Genomic DNA, 14,677 nt, shown 5'->3' with positions numbered 1-14,677 from the left:
GCCGGCACGGCCCGGCCGGTGACCGCCGGTCACGCCCGGCCTGGGCGGTAGCACCCCGGCCGGCGGAGATTGGGGGCGTCCGGATCGGGTAGACCCGGCCCTGCCGCCACCGCGGTCGGCGGCCCGGGACGTGACGTCGGGCCGGGTCGCGGGACAAGGGCTGCGAGACGCTCGGGGGAACGTCGGATGGATCAGCGCGGTTGAGCGGGCCGGACGACTCCGGCGACGTCGTGGAGCTACGGGTGCACGGAGTCTCCGGCGCGAGCGCCGCACAGGTGCTGGACCTGCAACAGACCGGGCAGGTCGCTGGCGACCGCAGTGGCGGGTTCTACCGGCCGCGCCCCCGGTATTCGGACAGCACCGGCGCGCACGGGGTGACGCTTGAGGCGTACCGCTGGGGTGACCTGCCCTCCGGGACCGTGGCCCGCACCCTGGCGGTGGTTTTCCTGCTTCCCTTCATGCTGGTCAACGTCGCGATCTGGATGCGCCCGGCGAACCCGAGTTCCGAGGCGACGGTCAAGTCCCTGTGCCGCCTGCTGGCGCTCACCCTCACCGTGTTGTACGTACTCGCCATCGCCGGCGTCGCCCTGGACCTCGTCGGTTGGAGGTGCCTGGCCTCGCCGGACTGCCTGTCCGGACGCAGTTGGTTGTCCTGGTTGGGTGGACGGCCGGTCGGACTGCGGCTGGCGGTGCTCGCGCTGGTCCCGGCCGCCGCGATCGGCCTGGTCTGGCAGGTCAGCTGCCGTCCGGGGCGGTCCTTCGAGGCGTTTCGGGCACCGGATCAGGGCAGCTCCCCGTCTCGGCTCGGCACCGTCGGCCAGTGGGACGCCGAACCGCTCGTAGGTCGGCTGCGCGCCGTCCACGTCGCTGCGGCCTTCGCGACGCTGGACCTCGTCCTGCTGCTGGCCCGAGGCGCCGGTGACGCCTCGCCGGCCACTATCGCGCTGACGGCGGTCACGGGGGTGCTCCTGACGGGCTGCGTGGGGCTGCTCTGCACACCGCCGTTGATGGACCGGGCCCCCGGCGACCAGCGGCTCGACCGGGTCACCCGCACCCTCCGGACCGCTGCCATCGTCCTGACCGTTGTCGTGGTGGCACACGTGCTGATCAACTCGGAGCCGTGGCCGCAGGAGCGCGGGCTCCCCGGCTACGACCCGACCCTGGCCGGTCTGTTCGTGACTCAGACCACGCTGTTGGCCGTCCTGGGCGTGGTGCTGCTCCGGCACCGCCGCCGGGAGCGGGGAGCCACCCCGATGTTCGGGCTGGGCCCTCTCGTGGTCGCCGCCACCGGGATCAGCATGGCGGTGGCGTACTCCGCCGAACTGGTCTACCGGGTGGCGGACTTCCTGGACCGCGACGTGCCGACCGGAGAGGGCATCGCCTCCGGCCCGCCCCGGGCCTACACCTGGGCGATCTACGGCTTTCTCCGGGCGTTGCTGGTCACGGTGATCATCGCTGGGCTCGTCGTCCTGCTCTCCCGCCGGGGTCGTCGTCGAGCCGGTGCGACGATCGTCGCGCGGGACTTTCCGAACCCACCGGCCGAGGCAGGGCCCCGACTGCGGCAGGTCCGGGACGCGATAGCTCGGGCTCGCTTCACCGAGAAGCTGGTGCCGCTGGCCGTGCTGTACGGCTGCCTCGCCGGGCTCGCCACTGCCACCACCACCATCGGCCTGCTGGGGCAGTTCCCGAGCGACGTGATCGAGCGGAACGTGGGATTGCCGGCGGACGCTGTCACGTTCGGCATCGCTTTCGGTAGTTGGGTGATCGCGGCGATCATTCTCGGGCTGATCATCGGCGGCATCTTCGCGTACCGGACCGAGCCGTACCGCCGACACATCGGCGTCCTCTGGGACCTCGGCACCTTCTGGCCGCGGGCCGCCCACCCGTTCTCACCGCCCTGCTACTCCGAGCGGGCGGTGCCGGAACTGGCCCGCCGGATCACCTACCTCGTCGAGCGCGGCGACGCGGTGCTGCTCACCGGGCACAGCCACGGCTCGGTTCTGCTCGCCGCCACGGTGCTCCAACTGCCACCGCAGGTCGGCGACCGGGTCGCCCTGCTCACCCACGGATCCCCGCTGCGCCGCCTCTACGCACGACTCTTCCCCGCGTACGTCGACGACGCGGCACTGCACGAGATCGGCCGGCGGGTGGGGTGGCGGTGGGTGAACCTGTGGCGCGACACCGACCCCATCGGCGGCTGGGTCTTCTCCCCCCGTACGTCACCCACGCCGGCCAGCACCGGTGACCCGGCCGCCGCTGTGGATCGTCGACAGCGTGACCCCTGTGACGTGGTGGCACCCCCCGGGGACAGCGTCGCCCCACCCATCCAAGGACACTGGCCGAGCGAGTCCGACGAGCCGTTCACCGAGGCGGTACGGGAGTTGGTGCAGCGACTTGGTGGGCGGGCCGGCCCGCCCCGGACGCCGAGGTGACGGGCCGGCTCAGTGTCCCCGGCCCGCCCGGACACGCCAGTCGTCCAGGGCGGTGCCGGCGAGGCGGGCACCGTCGGCCGGGACGAGCGAGCGTTCGCCCAGCTTGGCGCCGAAGTACCGGGCGTCGGGGTCGGCCACCACCGAACGACGGTCCTGTTGGTCGGCGAGGAGGGATCGGCCCAGTTCGTCGAGGCGGAACTGCTCCGGCCCGGCGACCTCGACCACGGAGTTCGTCGGCGCGCCGAGCGCCACCTCGGCGACCGCGGCCGCGACGTCGTCCGCGGCCATCGGCTGAATGAGCACCGGCGCGAGGTGCACGGTGTCGCCGTCCGTGGCGGTGTCGACGATGCCCTTGAGGAACTCGAAGAACTGGGTGGCGTGCACCACCGAGTACGGGAGTCCGGACGCGACGATGAGCTTCTCCTGGGCTACCTTCGCGCGCATGTACCCGCTGTCCGGGATCCGGTCGCACCCCACGATGGAGAGCGCCACGTAGTGGTTCACCCCGGCGTCCGACGCGGCGGCGAGGAGCGTCCGGGTCGAGGTCTCGAAGAACTCCAGTACGGCGGCGTCCTCGAACGACGGCGAGTTCGACACGTCGACGACGACCTCGGCGCCGGTGAGCGCGTCGGCCACACCCTCCCCGGTCAGGGTGTTCACGCCGGTCTTCGGCGATGCCGGCACCGCCTCGTGGCCCTGGGCGCCGAGGCGGTCCACGAGCTTGGAACCGATGAGGCCGCTGCCCCCGATGACGACGATCTTCATGGTCGAACCACGTCCTGTCTGCACTGGGTTGGGTCGTGCTGCCAACCAGTAAGACGGAAAGCGTGCACGGATGCAGGACAATCGCCGGAGAACAGTTCGACGGAGATCAGGAGGTCGACGTGGCCACGGTGTCCCACCCGGTGTTCGCTCGGGTCTACGAGCGGCTCAGCGTCGCCATGGACCGCGCCGGCACGGCGGCCTTCCGGCGGGAGCTGGTCGCCGGCCTGTCCGGCCGGGTGATCGAGATCGGTGCGGGCAACGGGCGGATGTTCGCCCACTACCCGCCGGGGGTGACCCAGGTCCTCGCTGTCGAACCGGAGCGGCGTCTGCGTGCCGCTGCCGAGCGCGCCGCGTCAACCGCGCCGGTTCCGGTCACGGTCGTCGACGGTCTGGCCGAGGCGCTGCCCGCCGCAGACGGCGAGTTCGACGCGGCCGTGGTCGCGTTGGTGTTGTGCACCGTGCCCGATCAGGCGAGCGCGTTGGCCGAGATCAGCCGGGTACTGCGCCCCGGAGGCCAGGTGCGGTTCTTCGAGCACGTGGCCGCCGAGGAGGCCAGCGGTCTGCACCGCGCCCAACGACTCCTCGACGCCACACTGTGGCCGAAGCTGTTCGCCGGCTGCCACACCAACCGCGACACCGTCGCCGCCATCGGCGCGGCCGGCTTCGAGGTGCAGGAGCTGCGCAGGTTCCGTTTCCCGGCCACCAGCAACAGCCCCTCCTCCCCCTGCGTCCTCGGCCGCGCGGTCAGGCCGGCCTGACATCGCCGTCGATCGCAGCTCTCACCGGCGGGGCAGCCCGGCCAGCCAGACGTCCAGCTCCGCTGGGGAGCGAAGTAACACCACGGGCGGCGCGGACGGGTCGGCCTGCCAGGCCCGCATCCGCCGTCGGGCCCGGCCGAACGCGGTGACGTGCCACACCAGGATCGAGTCCGGGGACAGCACACTGCTCAGCGACTCACGGTTGCCGTTGCAGATCACCTCGCCGGTCACCACCCGGCGGACGGTGCGGCGGAGCAACCGCCCGAACGACAGCCATCGTGGATAGTCCAGGCCGACGACCAGGTCGGCGCGGGCCATCGGGACGTCCCGCCAGCCGTGGTACGCCCCGTCGATGATCCAGCGGTCCCGCCGGCAGATCTCCTCGATCCGGCTGCGCTGCTGGGCGACCGGCACCTCGACCCAGCCCGGTTGCCAGAGCAGGTCGTCCACCGGATACCACTGCAGTCCGAGGTGTTCGGCCAACCGCGCCGCGAGGGTGGACTTGCCGGAGCCGTACACCCCGTAGACCAGGATGCGACGCGGTGCGCTCATCGCGGCAGCGTACGTCGTGAAGGAAAATCAGTTGTCGTGCCTGGCGCGGCTCGGCCAGAGTGACGTCCATGACGTACTGACGGACTCCACCCCCCTGCTCCGCGCCACCGGTGATGCCTCCCGGGGGCCGTGACGCCGTCCGCTTTCACGTTCGCAGCCAGAGATGAGCCTCCTTGTCCCAGCACCACCTCCCTCGGGAGCCCCTGCCCCCGTCCGCCCCGGCCACCGTCACGGTGTTCGCCTCTCCCGCGAGCTGGATCGAGTCCGATGCGCTCGCACAGTGCCAACAGGTCGCCGCCCTGGACGGCATGCGGCACGTCGCCGCGATGCCGGACCTGCATCCCGGCAAGGGCGCGCCCATCGGCGCGGCCATGGCGTCGACAGTGCTGTACCCGTTCCTGGTGGGCTCCGACATCGGCTGCGGCATCGCCGTGTTTCCGATCAAGCTCAAGCGCGCCGTACCGGAACGGCTCGCCGCCCGGTTCCCCGACCTGGACCAGGCGCTCGACCCGGTGCGCGACGCCGACGACCCCGCCTGGGCCGCCGTCGACGGTGACGTTCCGGCCGGTCACCTGGACGGCCTCGGGACGGTGGGCCGCGGCAACCACTTCGTGGAACTGGCCCGCGTCGACACCGTCTTCGACGTACGGCACGCGGGCCGACTCGGACTCGACGCGGGCGATCTCGTGCTGATCGTGCACAGCGGTTCCCGTGGTCTGGGCGAGCGGATCCTGCGGGCGCACACCGAGGTCCACGGCGCCGGGGCGGCGCGCGACCCCGCCGCCTACCTGGGCATGCACGACGACGCCGTGCGTTGGGGTTCGCTCAACCGCCGGGTGCTGGCCGCCCGGGTGGCACACGCGTTGGGAGCCGCGCCCACCGCGCCGATCGTCGACCAGTGCCACAACCTGGTCGAGGTCCGGGACGGGATCTACCTGCACCGCAAGGGCGCGGCGCCGGGTGACGGGCGCGACGTCCTCATCGCCGGTACCCGGGGAACGGCGTCCTACCTGGTGGCCGCGCACGCCGGGCCGGAGGCCAACCATTCGGTGGCACACGGTGCCGGCCGCAAGATGTCGCGCGCCGACGCCCTGCGGCGGGGCCGGGCCAAGCACACTGTCGAGGAGCTACGCCGCACCCCGGTGGGTTCGCTGGTGGTGTGCGGTGACCGGCAGTTGCTCTTCGAGGAGGCGCCCACGGCGTACAAGCGCATCGAGCAGGTGATCGCCGATCTGGTCGAGCACCGGCTGGCCACACCGGTGGTCAGCACGACGCCCCTGGTCACCTACAAGACGCCCGACCTCGGGTCCGCCGCAGGCTCGGAGCGGCGGGGCCACCGCGGCCGGCGAGGCCGCTCGTGACCACGTCCCTGCTGTTGTCGGCCGGGCGTGGGCCGCAGGAGTGCGCCTGGGCACTGAGTCAACTGCTGCACCGTCTGCGGGGCGAGGGCGTCCGCCGAGGTCTGACGATCCAGCAGGTCGAGGCGGTGCCCGGTGACCGCGCCGGCACCTACCGGTCGGTCCTGATCCGGATCTCCGGCGTCGACGCCGAGGCGTTCGCCGCCTCGTGGACCGGGACGCTGTGCTGGCAGGCCCCGAGCCCGTACCGGTCGGGCACCGGCCGGAAGAACTGGTACGTCACCGCCCAGCCGCCCGAACGCGACGCCCCGCCGACGACGTTTCGCGAGGCGGACGTCGACATTGTCGCCTGCCGCACCGGCGGGCCGGGTGGTCAGCACCGGAACAAGGCCAGCACGGCGGTACGCGCAACGCACCGCCCATCCGGCCTGGTGGTCGTGGTGGACGAGGAACGGCAGTTCAGCCTCAACCGCCGGATCGCCCTGGACCTGCTGCGCCAACGCATCGAGCAGGGCGACGAGGCGACGCGGCGTGCCGTCACCACCGCCCGGTGGCGCATCCACGACGGGCTGGTTCGCGGCGATCCGGTGCGGGTGGAACGTCCGACGCCCCGGTGACCGGGAGGCTAGCGACTCAGACCTCCAGCACCGCGTCCGCGAATGCCTGCGGCGCCTCCTGCGGCAGGTTGTGCCCGACACCGCCCCCGACGGTCCGGTGCTCGTACGGGCCGGCGAACTGCTTGCCGTAGACGGTGGGCTCCAGGTGCGGCGCACCGTTGGCATCGCCCTCCAGCGAGATGCTGGGCACCGTGATCTTCGGCTTCGCGGCCAGCCGCTCCTCGATCTCCTCGTACTGCGGCTCGCCGTCGGCGAGGGCCAGCCGCCAGCGGTAGTTGTGGATGACGATGTCGACGTGGTCGGGGTTGTCGAACGCCGCCGCGCTGCGGTCGAACGCCGCGTCGTCGAACGCCCATTGGGGGGACGCGGTGCGCCAGATCAGCTTGGCGAAGTCGCGCCGGTTCTTGTCGTACCCTTCCCGACCGCGCTCGGTGGCGAAGTAGTACTGGTACCACCACGCGAACTCCGCCTTCGGCGGCAACGGGACGGTGCCCGACTTCTGCCCGTCGATCAGGTAACCGCTCACCGAGACCAGACCCCGGCAGCGTTCGGGCCACAGCGCGGCGACGACATCGGCGGTCCGTGCGCCCCAGTCGAACCCGGCGAGCTTCGCGGTGCCGATGTTCAGGGCGTCCATCAGGGCGATGAGGTCGAGCCCCATGGCCGCCGGTTCACCGTTTCGCATGGTGTCGTCGGAGAGGAACCGGGTCGTGCCGTAGCCCCGCAGGTACGGGACGACGACCCGCTGACCGGCGGCGGTGAGCAGCGGCACGACGTCGGCGAAGCTGTGGATGTCGTAGGGCCACCCGTGCAGGAGGATCACCGCGTCCCCGTCGGGCGGCCCGGCGTCCACGTATCCGACGTTCAGGACTCCGGCGTCGACCTGTCGCAGGTCAGTGAACCCGCCAGTGGCCCTTGCCATCGACTTCTCCCTGCGTCCGGACCTGCTCGGATGTGCCGATCAGGCCCGAATCTAGCGACCCGCCCGGAGCCTGCGCGCCGTTCACGAAAGGACCGCTGGACGGAGGCCGAGCTGGGTACGATGCCCGTTCCCGATGGAGGTCGTGGGGCCGTAGCCGGATGACCGTAGGGTGATGGCATGGCTGAGTGACCTCTGACCCTGATGGCGGTGCACGCCCACCCCGACGACGAGGCGACGAGCACCGGCGGCGTCCTTGCCCGCTATGCCGCCGAGGGGGTCACCACCGTGCTGGTTACCTGCACCGACGGGCGATGTGGGGACGGCCCGGGTGGGGTCAAGCCGGGCGAGGAGGGGCACGACCCGGCGGCCGTGGTGGCGATGCGCCAGGCCGAGTTGGAGGCCAGCTGCGCCACGCTGAAGGTCACCCACCTGGAGACGCTCGGGTACGCCGACTCCGGGATGATGGGCTGGCCCACCAACGACCTGCCCGGCGCGTTCTGGACGACACCGGTGTCCGAGGCGGCGGCCCGGCTCGCCGAGCTGATTCGGCAGTACCAGCCGGACGTGATCGTCACGTACGACGAGAACGGTTTCTACGGCCACCCGGACCACATCCAGGCCCATCGGATCACCATGGCCGCCGTCGAGCAGACGGACGTCCCGGCGAAGGTCTACTGGACCACGGTGCCGGTTACGGCGTTCGCGGAGTTCGGCCGGATCATGAAGGAGCTCGGCGTCGAGTGGGCCGAGCCGGACGCGGCGACGGAGCCGGGGCCGCAGCTCGGCCTGCCCGACGACGAGATCACCACCTGGGTCGACACGAGCAAGTACGGCGCGCAGAAGTTCGACGCGCTGGCCACGCACGCCAGTCAGACCGAGAACATCTTCTTCCTGCAACTGGGCCAGGAACGGTTCACCGAGCTGATGGGCGTGGAGACCTTCGTGCGGGTCCGGGACCGGACGGGCGCGCCGACCCCCGAGGACGACCTCTTCGCCGGTCTGCGCTGATCACTCTTCCGTAGCGCCACCAGGCATCGTCGGCCACCGGGCCGACGATGCCTGCGGCGTGCGCCGCGATGACCTCACCAAGCGAACCGGTCGCCGGCCGCCGGTCGCCGGCCACCGAAAGTTTCGACCGCTGGCCACTCAGCGCTGGGCAGGTCATGTGATGAATTTCCGGAAGTTTTCAGCGTTGACGCCCAGACATCGATCGGCTTAACGTTTCGAGCAAGTTTCCGGTTTCCGGCCGGAACTACCGGCGTCACCCGACCCAATCGGCTTCCCGCCCGTCAACACCGAACCCTCACCTCCTAGATCGACATCTATCTATTGATCGTCTGGAAGGGCAGGCACATGAAGTTAAGACAGTGGTCGACCGTCGGCCTGGTCGCCGTCGCGACCATCGCCACGCTGAACACGGTGCCGGCGACCGCGAGTCGACCGTACGACCCCACGACGCAGAGCCTCGGCACCCTCGGCCTGCGCCATGGCCTGCACGTCGGCACCGCGGTCAGCATGGACGCCCTCAACGACGCCAGCGACCCGCAGTACCGCAAGCTGGCCTCCTCCGAGTTCGCCTCGGTCACCGCCGAGAACGTGATGAAGTGGGAGAGCCTGGAGCCCACCCGCGGCACCTACAACTGGGGTCCGGCCGACGAGTTCGTCGACTTCGCCAAGCGCAACCGGCAGAGCGTGCGCGGTCACGTGCTGGTCTGGCACAACCAGTTGCCCGCCTGGTTGACCAGCGGCGTCGCCGACGGCTCCGTCAGCAAGCAGGAGTTGCGCGAGCTGCTGCGCAAGCACATCACCACCGTCGTGAACCGCTACAAGGGCAAGATCTGGCAGTGGGACGTGGTCAACGAGGCGGTCAGCGACCCGTGGGACACCCCGTCGACCCTGCACTACAAGGGCTTCTGGGCGCAGAACCTCGGGCCCGGCTACATCGCCGACGCGTTCCGCTGGGCGCGCGCCGCCGACCCCAAGGCCCTGCTGTTCTACAACGACTACAACATCGAGGCGTTCGGCTCGGGCAACCCGGCGGACGACAAGACCCAGTTCGTGTACGACATGACCAAGAGCCTGCGCGCCCAGGGCGTCCCGATCGACGGTGTCGGCGCCCAGGGCCACCTGGGCACCCAGTACGGCAACTTCGACACCCTCCAGGTGACCGCCGCGCTGAAGAAGTTCAGCGGGCTCGGCGTCGCGACCGCGTTCACCGAGGTCGACGTCCGCAGCCAGCTGACGGAGGGCGTCCAGGCCGGCAACTCGGAGGAGATCAACCCCCGGCTACAGGCGTCGGCCGCAAACTTCAGCGTGCTGATGAAGGCGTGCCTCGCGGTGCGGAGCTGCCTGTCGTACACGGTCTGGGGTTTCAGTGACAACCATTCGTGGGTGCCGGGCTGGTTCGACGACCCGCCGGAGGGCCTGGCCACCATCTACGACGAGAACTACCAGCCCAAGCGGGCGTACCAGGAATTGAAGTCCGACCTGATCTTCGCAGGGCCGCCGTACGTCCTGCCCCGCATCGCACCCAAGCCCCGCCGTTGACGCAGAGGGCCGTGTGGAGCTTCCCGAAGCTCCACACGGCCCGTGTGCCACCACGGACGTCGACGTTCGACTCACGTTCGGTGGTTCCATCGCGCCATCCGGACGCCATCGGAGGGCTGGTGCCGGATCTGCCGGTTTATTGATGGTGTTGGTGTCACTATGGCAGGCGTGGGAACTGCGAAAACTGCCATGCCTGCGATCTCGCCGCTCACCGGCGATCCCATCAAGCGGGCCGATGCCGAGCGGCTAGCGGGGGTGCTGAAGGCCTTCGCCGATCCGGCGCGACTCCGGTTGCTCAGCCTGATCCAGTCCGCGCCGGAAGGTGAGGCCTCCGTGAGTGACCTCACTGCGGCGCTCAATCTCTCCCAGCCGACGGTGAGTCATCACCTTCGGATCCTCACCGAGGCCGGCCTACTCGAACGCGACAAGCGCGGGGTCTGGGCGTACTACCGCCTGGTGCCCGCCGCGATCGCGCAGATCGCCGACCTGTTGACGCCGCCCCGGAAGCGGGCAACGAAGAGGGCCCGCTGACCGGGCCGGAAGGCCGGCTCGTCACATCCGCTCCAACGTGCGGATGCCGAGCAGGTGCAGCCCCTGCCGCAGGGTCCGGGCGGTCAGCTCGGCCAGCAGCAGCCGACTCTCCCGCAGCTCATCCGGGGCACGCAACACCGGGCAGCGCTCGTAGAACGCGTTGAACGCGGTCGCGAGTCGGTGCAGGTAACCGGCGAGCTGGTGAAACTCGAGACTCCGCTCCAGCTCGCCGACCACAGCGGCGAAGCCGAGCAGCTCGACCGCGAGCGCGCGCTCCGCCGGCTGCGCCACCACGATGGGCGCGTCCGGCCGCACGGCGGTCCCGGCCCGCCGGAGCACGGACCGGATCCGGGCGTACGCGTACTGGAGGTAGGGAGCGGTGTTGCCGTCCATCGCCAACATCCGTTCCCAGTCCAGGACGTAGTCCTTGGTCCGGTCGACGGACAGGTCGGCGTACTTGATGGCGCCGATGCCCACCGCGCGGCCGATCTCGTCAGCGGTCTCGGCGGCCAGATCCGGGTTCCTGCTCCGGGCCAGGTCGGTGGCACGGGCGACCGCCTCCTCCAACAGCCCGACCAGCTTCACCGACTCACCGGCCCGGCTGCGCAGCATCCGCCCGTCGGTGCCGAGGATGGACCCGAAGCCCAGGTGCTCAGCGCGGGCCGGTGGGCAGAGCCAGCCGGCCGCCTCAGCGACGGCGAACACCATCGCGAAGTGCTGCCGCTGCGGTAGGCCGACGACGTACAGCAGCCGGGTCGCGCCCAGCTCGCCGACGCGCTGCCGCAGTGCGGCCAGGTCGGTGGCCGGATAGCCGTACCCACCGTCACTCTTGCGCACGATCAGCGGCAACGGCTCGCCGTCCCGGCCGGTGAACCCGGGCGGAAAGACGCACTCGGCCCCACCGCTGGGCAGCAGCAGCCCCAGCCGGTCCAGGTCGTCGACGACGCCCGCGAGCAGGTCGTTGTAGGCGCTCTCGCCCCGAAAGTCGGTCCCGGACAACGTCACGTCGAGCAGGTCGTACACGGTCAGGAAGTACCGCTCGGACTGCGTCACCAGCAGCCGCCACAACCGGCGGGTCCGTTCGTCACCGCTCTGCAACGCGACCACCCGCAGCCGCGACCGTTCCTGGAACGCCTCGTCGACGTCGAACTTCACCCGGGCCGCCCGGTAGAAGGTGTCCAGGTCCCCCATCGACAGGTTCTGCGCGGCTTCGGTCTCACCGAGGTCGATCAGGTGCTCGATCAGCATGCCGAACGGCGTCCCCCAGTCGCCCAGGTGGTTGACCCGCACCACCCGGTGCCCGAGCCAGTCCAGCAGCCGCACCGCCGCATCACCGATGACTGTGGAACGGAGATGGCCGACGTGCATCTCCTTCGCCACGTTGGGCGCCGAGTAGTCGACCACCACGGTCTGCGGCGTCGCCGTCGGCGGCACGCCGAGCCGGGCGTCACCGGCCAGCCCGGCGACCAGGTCGGCCAGGGCCCCGTCGGCAACCGTCAGGTTGAGGAAACCCGGCCCGGAGACCTCCGCGGATACGCCGACGTCGTCGAGCACCGCGAGCGCCAGCACCGCCGCGGCGATGTCGCGCGGCGGCCGGCCGAGCCGCCGGGCCAGGGCCAGCGCCGCGTCGGACTGGAAGTCCGCACGCGGAGACCGCCGCACGAGCGGGTCGACCGGGCCGCCGGCCACCGCCGCGAACGCCGGTGCCAGCCGGTCGGACAACAACTTTTCAAGATCCATGAGTACGCCGATCTCGCTCGGACCCGCGCTGTCACGCGAGCCGTTGACGGGGAGATACGGGCGGACCGAGGACGACCAGCGAACGACCGGCGGCTCGATCCGCCGGTCGCAGGAAACAGGTCAGCGTGGGCGGGCGACGGATCGCCGGCGTCGCCGCGCACCGACCTGGACGTCACACGACAGTCCGGTGCACTGAGCGATCACGCTGGTCATGCGGGGCAGCCTAGCGGCCCGGCCGACGCGACGACACCTCGATTCCAGTGCTCCGGTCGATGCCCGGGGCGTGGTCGTTTCGTTGGACACCGGGCAGGGAACTGCCCAGGGACAGACGAGGGGTGACGATGAGCCGATACACACCACTGCCGGTGACCCGTACGCGACGCGCGCTCGCGCTGCTCCCGCTTCTCGGCGCCGTCACGCTCGCCGCTGCCTGCACCACCACCGAGGATCCGCCCGGCTCGGCCCCGGCGACCACCGCACCGGCCACCGCGTCGGCGTCAGCGCCCCCGACAGAGCCTCCATCGCCGAGCGCGAGCACCCCGGTGACCATCCCGACCTCGGCTTTCGTCGAGTTGCCCGCCGAGCTGCGGAAGTCTCCGCGACGGACGACGCCCGTCGAGGAGGCCCTGCCGAAGCTGTGCGGCAACGAGTTCCGCACCGGCGGCCGGCAGGTCACCGCGAGCGCCGCGATGACCGTCACCTATCAGAAGGCCGGCGAGCCCTACAGCAACGTGCCGCAGGGGATGATCCACCAGACCATCTTCACCTTCGACGGCGACGGCGCCTCGGGTTACCTGGGCCGTCTCCGCACCGGCGTGCAGGCGTGCCCCTCGTACGACCAGGCCGGAATCCGCGTCACCGTCAAGAGTCAGGCACTGCCCGGGGTCGGCGACGAGGCGTTGCTGCTGACCCGGACCTGGCCCGAGACGAGCCTGAACGGCGAACGCACCGGCGACACGGCGTCCAGCCAGATCGCGGTGGCCCGCGTCGACAGCGCGGTGACGGTCCTCGACGACCAGGGGTGGGAGGGCACCAGCGGCAACCCCGCCATCCTGGACCGAGTTGTCCGCGACGGCGTACGCACCATCGACGCCTGGCAGCGGTAATCCGCCCGCCCGCCACCGAAGCGGGGCTTCCACCGATCGGTTCGATCCTCAGTCGGATCATGGACACGCGGACGCGAGTCGCGGTCGCGCCGGAAGACTTGAGGATCTCGGTCCACTGTGGCGACCGCGACCGCGTGACGCAGCCACCCGGGCCATCAGCGTTGGTCGGTGGAGGAGGTCGTCATGTCGGACGGTCAGGAAACGAAGGCGCCGTGGCTCCCGCCGCGGTGGTTCATCCGACTGGCCTGGTCGGTGCACCGGGGCCTGTACCGGGTCACCGGCAGCCGGGTCGGGCTGTGGCGACCGCGCGAGCACCGGTGGGGCACGCTGCGACTGACCACGACCGGACGCCGCACCGGCCAGCAGCGCAGCGTCATTCTCGCGTACTTCGAGGACGGCCCGAACCTGGTCGGCGTGGCGATGAACGGCTGGGGTGAGGGCGCCCCTGCCTGGTGGCTCAACCTTCGAGCGCACCCGGACGCGTCAGTCGATCTGGTCGACGGACGGCGGCTGGTGCGTGGCCGCGTCGCCACCGACGACGAGCGGAAACGACTGTGGCCACGCTGGCGCGAGGCCGACAAGAACTTCGACGCCCATGCTGCGCGGCGATCGTCCGAAACGACAGTGGTGGTGCTGGAGCCCAGATCGGAGGGCGACTCCCCAACGTCGTGATGCGCTGCCAGGCCGGGAGTCAACTGCGGCGGTACGACGTCCCGAGGGCGTACACCCCGGGTGGTAGGTCCATCGGCAACTCCGGCATGACGACTCACCAGTGGTTCGCTTCCTAGGCTGCCACCCGTACCGTCACGCGACCGAGGGGATCCACGATGTCCATCCGTCACCTGCTCGCCGCCGCCGTCGTCGCGCCGCTCGGAGGAACCGAACTGGCCGCACCGACAGCCGCGCACCTCCTGGCCCAGCCGACCGCCGCCGCTGCTCTCTCCATGAGTTCCGGGCGCCTCGGCGCCAGTGCGGCCGTCCTGCTGGGGCTGGTCGGCACCATCATCGGAGGACTGGCCCTGGCCCGTCCCGCGAGTCGGCTCGGTACCGGCTCGGGAAGCCGCGGAGCCGTCCTGGCCCTGGCGACGGGGGTGATCGGCATGGCGCTCGGCGGGCTGGTGGTGGCCACCTCCGACAGTGGCATCGGCACGGGCAACGGGCGAGGCGGGGCCTATGTGGCGCTGGCGGTCGGGCTGGCCGGCGTGGTGCTCGGCGGGCTGGCCCTGCTTCGCGCCCGCCGCACCGGCCGCCTGGCGGGCTGACCCTGACCGGTCCCGGCGCGGGATCGGCCGGGCTGATCTCGTTCCATCCGGAGGCTGCCCCGCCGGTGGTCGTTTCGGCCGACCAGC

The 14,677-nt window shown here is 71.0% G+C and carries 14 protein-coding genes; 10 read left to right on the top strand and 4 right to left on the bottom strand.

Features of this window, described 5'->3' with window-relative positions; translation table 11 throughout:
• Positions 1-200: 200 nt before the first annotated feature.
• Positions 201-2,432, top strand: coding sequence for a hypothetical protein (locus tag ACFYP0_RS29270; RefSeq protein WP_355498807.1), 2,232 nt, complete (start codon positions 201-203; stop codon positions 2,430-2,432).
• Between the two features lie 9 nt (positions 2,433-2,441).
• Here ACFYP0_RS29270 and ACFYP0_RS29265 read toward each other — a convergent pair whose 3' ends face one another.
• A complete protein-coding gene (locus ACFYP0_RS29265) occupies positions 2,442-3,197 on the bottom strand; it encodes an SDR family oxidoreductase (protein WP_355498804.1) in 756 nt (251 codons plus the stop codon).
• A gap of 119 nt (positions 3,198-3,316) precedes the next feature.
• Here ACFYP0_RS29265 and ACFYP0_RS29260 point away from each other — a divergent pair, with 119 nt between their 5' ends.
• Positions 3,317-3,955, top strand: coding sequence for a class I SAM-dependent methyltransferase (locus ACFYP0_RS29260; RefSeq protein WP_355498802.1), 639 nt, complete (start codon positions 3,317-3,319; stop codon positions 3,953-3,955).
• Between the two features lie 21 nt (positions 3,956-3,976).
• Here ACFYP0_RS29260 and ACFYP0_RS29255 read toward each other — a convergent pair whose 3' ends face one another.
• Entirely contained in the window at positions 3,977-4,507 is a 531-nt protein-coding gene (locus ACFYP0_RS29255; protein WP_355498799.1) for an adenylate kinase, read from the bottom strand.
• Between the two features lie 173 nt (positions 4,508-4,680).
• Here ACFYP0_RS29255 and ACFYP0_RS29250 point away from each other — a divergent pair, with 173 nt between their 5' ends.
• A complete protein-coding gene (locus tag ACFYP0_RS29250) occupies positions 4,681-5,868 on the top strand; it encodes an RNA ligase RtcB family protein (RefSeq protein WP_355498797.1) in 1,188 nt (395 codons plus the stop codon).
• Positions 5,865-6,482 carry a peptide chain release factor H gene (gene prfH / locus ACFYP0_RS29245; RefSeq protein ID WP_355498794.1) on the top strand — a complete coding sequence of 206 codons (618 nt, stop codon included), beginning with the start codon at positions 5,865-5,867 and terminating at the stop codon, positions 6,480-6,482. The genes ACFYP0_RS29250 and prfH overlap by 4 nt, the downstream gene beginning before the upstream one ends.
• Before the next feature lie 16 nt (positions 6,483-6,498).
• On the opposite strand, the gene ACFYP0_RS29240 is transcribed toward prfH, so the two are convergent.
• Positions 6,499-7,404, bottom strand: a complete 906-nt coding sequence (locus ACFYP0_RS29240; RefSeq protein WP_355498791.1) for an alpha/beta fold hydrolase — start codon at positions 7,402-7,404, stop codon at positions 6,499-6,501.
• Between the two features lie 201 nt (positions 7,405-7,605).
• Between ACFYP0_RS29240 and ACFYP0_RS29235 the strand changes: the two genes are divergently transcribed.
• The 3 genes from ACFYP0_RS29235 (at position 7,606) to ACFYP0_RS29225 (ending at position 10,482) form a co-directional block, all read left to right on the top strand.
• Positions 7,606-8,412 (top strand): PIG-L family deacetylase, encoded by an 807-nt coding sequence (locus ACFYP0_RS29235; RefSeq protein WP_386998296.1) that lies wholly within the window; start codon positions 7,606-7,608, stop codon positions 8,410-8,412.
• Positions 8,413-8,757: 345 nt separating this feature from the next.
• On the top strand, positions 8,758-9,951 hold the full coding sequence (locus ACFYP0_RS29230) for an endo-1,4-beta-xylanase (RefSeq protein ID WP_355498785.1): 1,194 nt from the start codon (positions 8,758-8,760) through the stop codon (positions 9,949-9,951).
• 189 nt (positions 9,952-10,140) lie between these two features.
• Complete coding sequence (locus ACFYP0_RS29225; RefSeq protein WP_112585316.1) at positions 10,141-10,482, top strand: ArsR/SmtB family transcription factor; 342 nt, start codon at positions 10,141-10,143, stop codon at positions 10,480-10,482.
• A 21-nt stretch (positions 10,483-10,503) separates the two neighbouring features.
• On the opposite strand, the gene argS is transcribed toward ACFYP0_RS29225, so the two are convergent.
• Complete coding sequence (gene argS / locus ACFYP0_RS29220) at positions 10,504-12,222, bottom strand: arginine--tRNA ligase (RefSeq protein ID WP_355498783.1); 1,719 nt, start codon at positions 12,220-12,222, stop codon at positions 10,504-10,506.
• A 341-nt stretch (positions 12,223-12,563) separates the two neighbouring features.
• Here argS and ACFYP0_RS29215 point away from each other — a divergent pair, with 341 nt between their 5' ends.
• From ACFYP0_RS29215 to ACFYP0_RS29205, 3 genes are all read left to right on the top strand, one after another.
• Positions 12,564-13,328: a hypothetical protein gene (locus tag ACFYP0_RS29215; RefSeq protein WP_355498780.1), complete on the top strand. Its 765-nt coding sequence runs from the start codon at positions 12,564-12,566 to the stop codon at positions 13,326-13,328.
• 183 nt (positions 13,329-13,511) lie between these two features.
• A complete protein-coding gene (locus tag ACFYP0_RS29210) occupies positions 13,512-14,000 on the top strand; it encodes a nitroreductase/quinone reductase family protein (RefSeq protein ID WP_355498778.1) in 489 nt (162 codons plus the stop codon).
• Positions 14,001-14,155: 155 nt separating this feature from the next.
• The gene (locus ACFYP0_RS29205) at positions 14,156-14,590 is read left to right on the top strand and encodes a DUF6223 family protein (protein ID WP_355498775.1); all 435 of its coding nucleotides are present in this window, start codon (positions 14,156-14,158) and stop codon (positions 14,588-14,590) included.
• Positions 14,591-14,677: the final 87 nt, after the last annotated feature.

The sequence above is a fragment of the Micromonospora arida genome, assembly GCF_042873195.1.
Lineage (GTDB): Bacteria > Actinomycetota > Actinomycetes > Mycobacteriales > Micromonosporaceae > Micromonospora > Micromonospora arida.
Note: the sequence above shows the minus strand (reverse complement) of the source record. Positions and strands in the feature narration are given on the sequence as shown.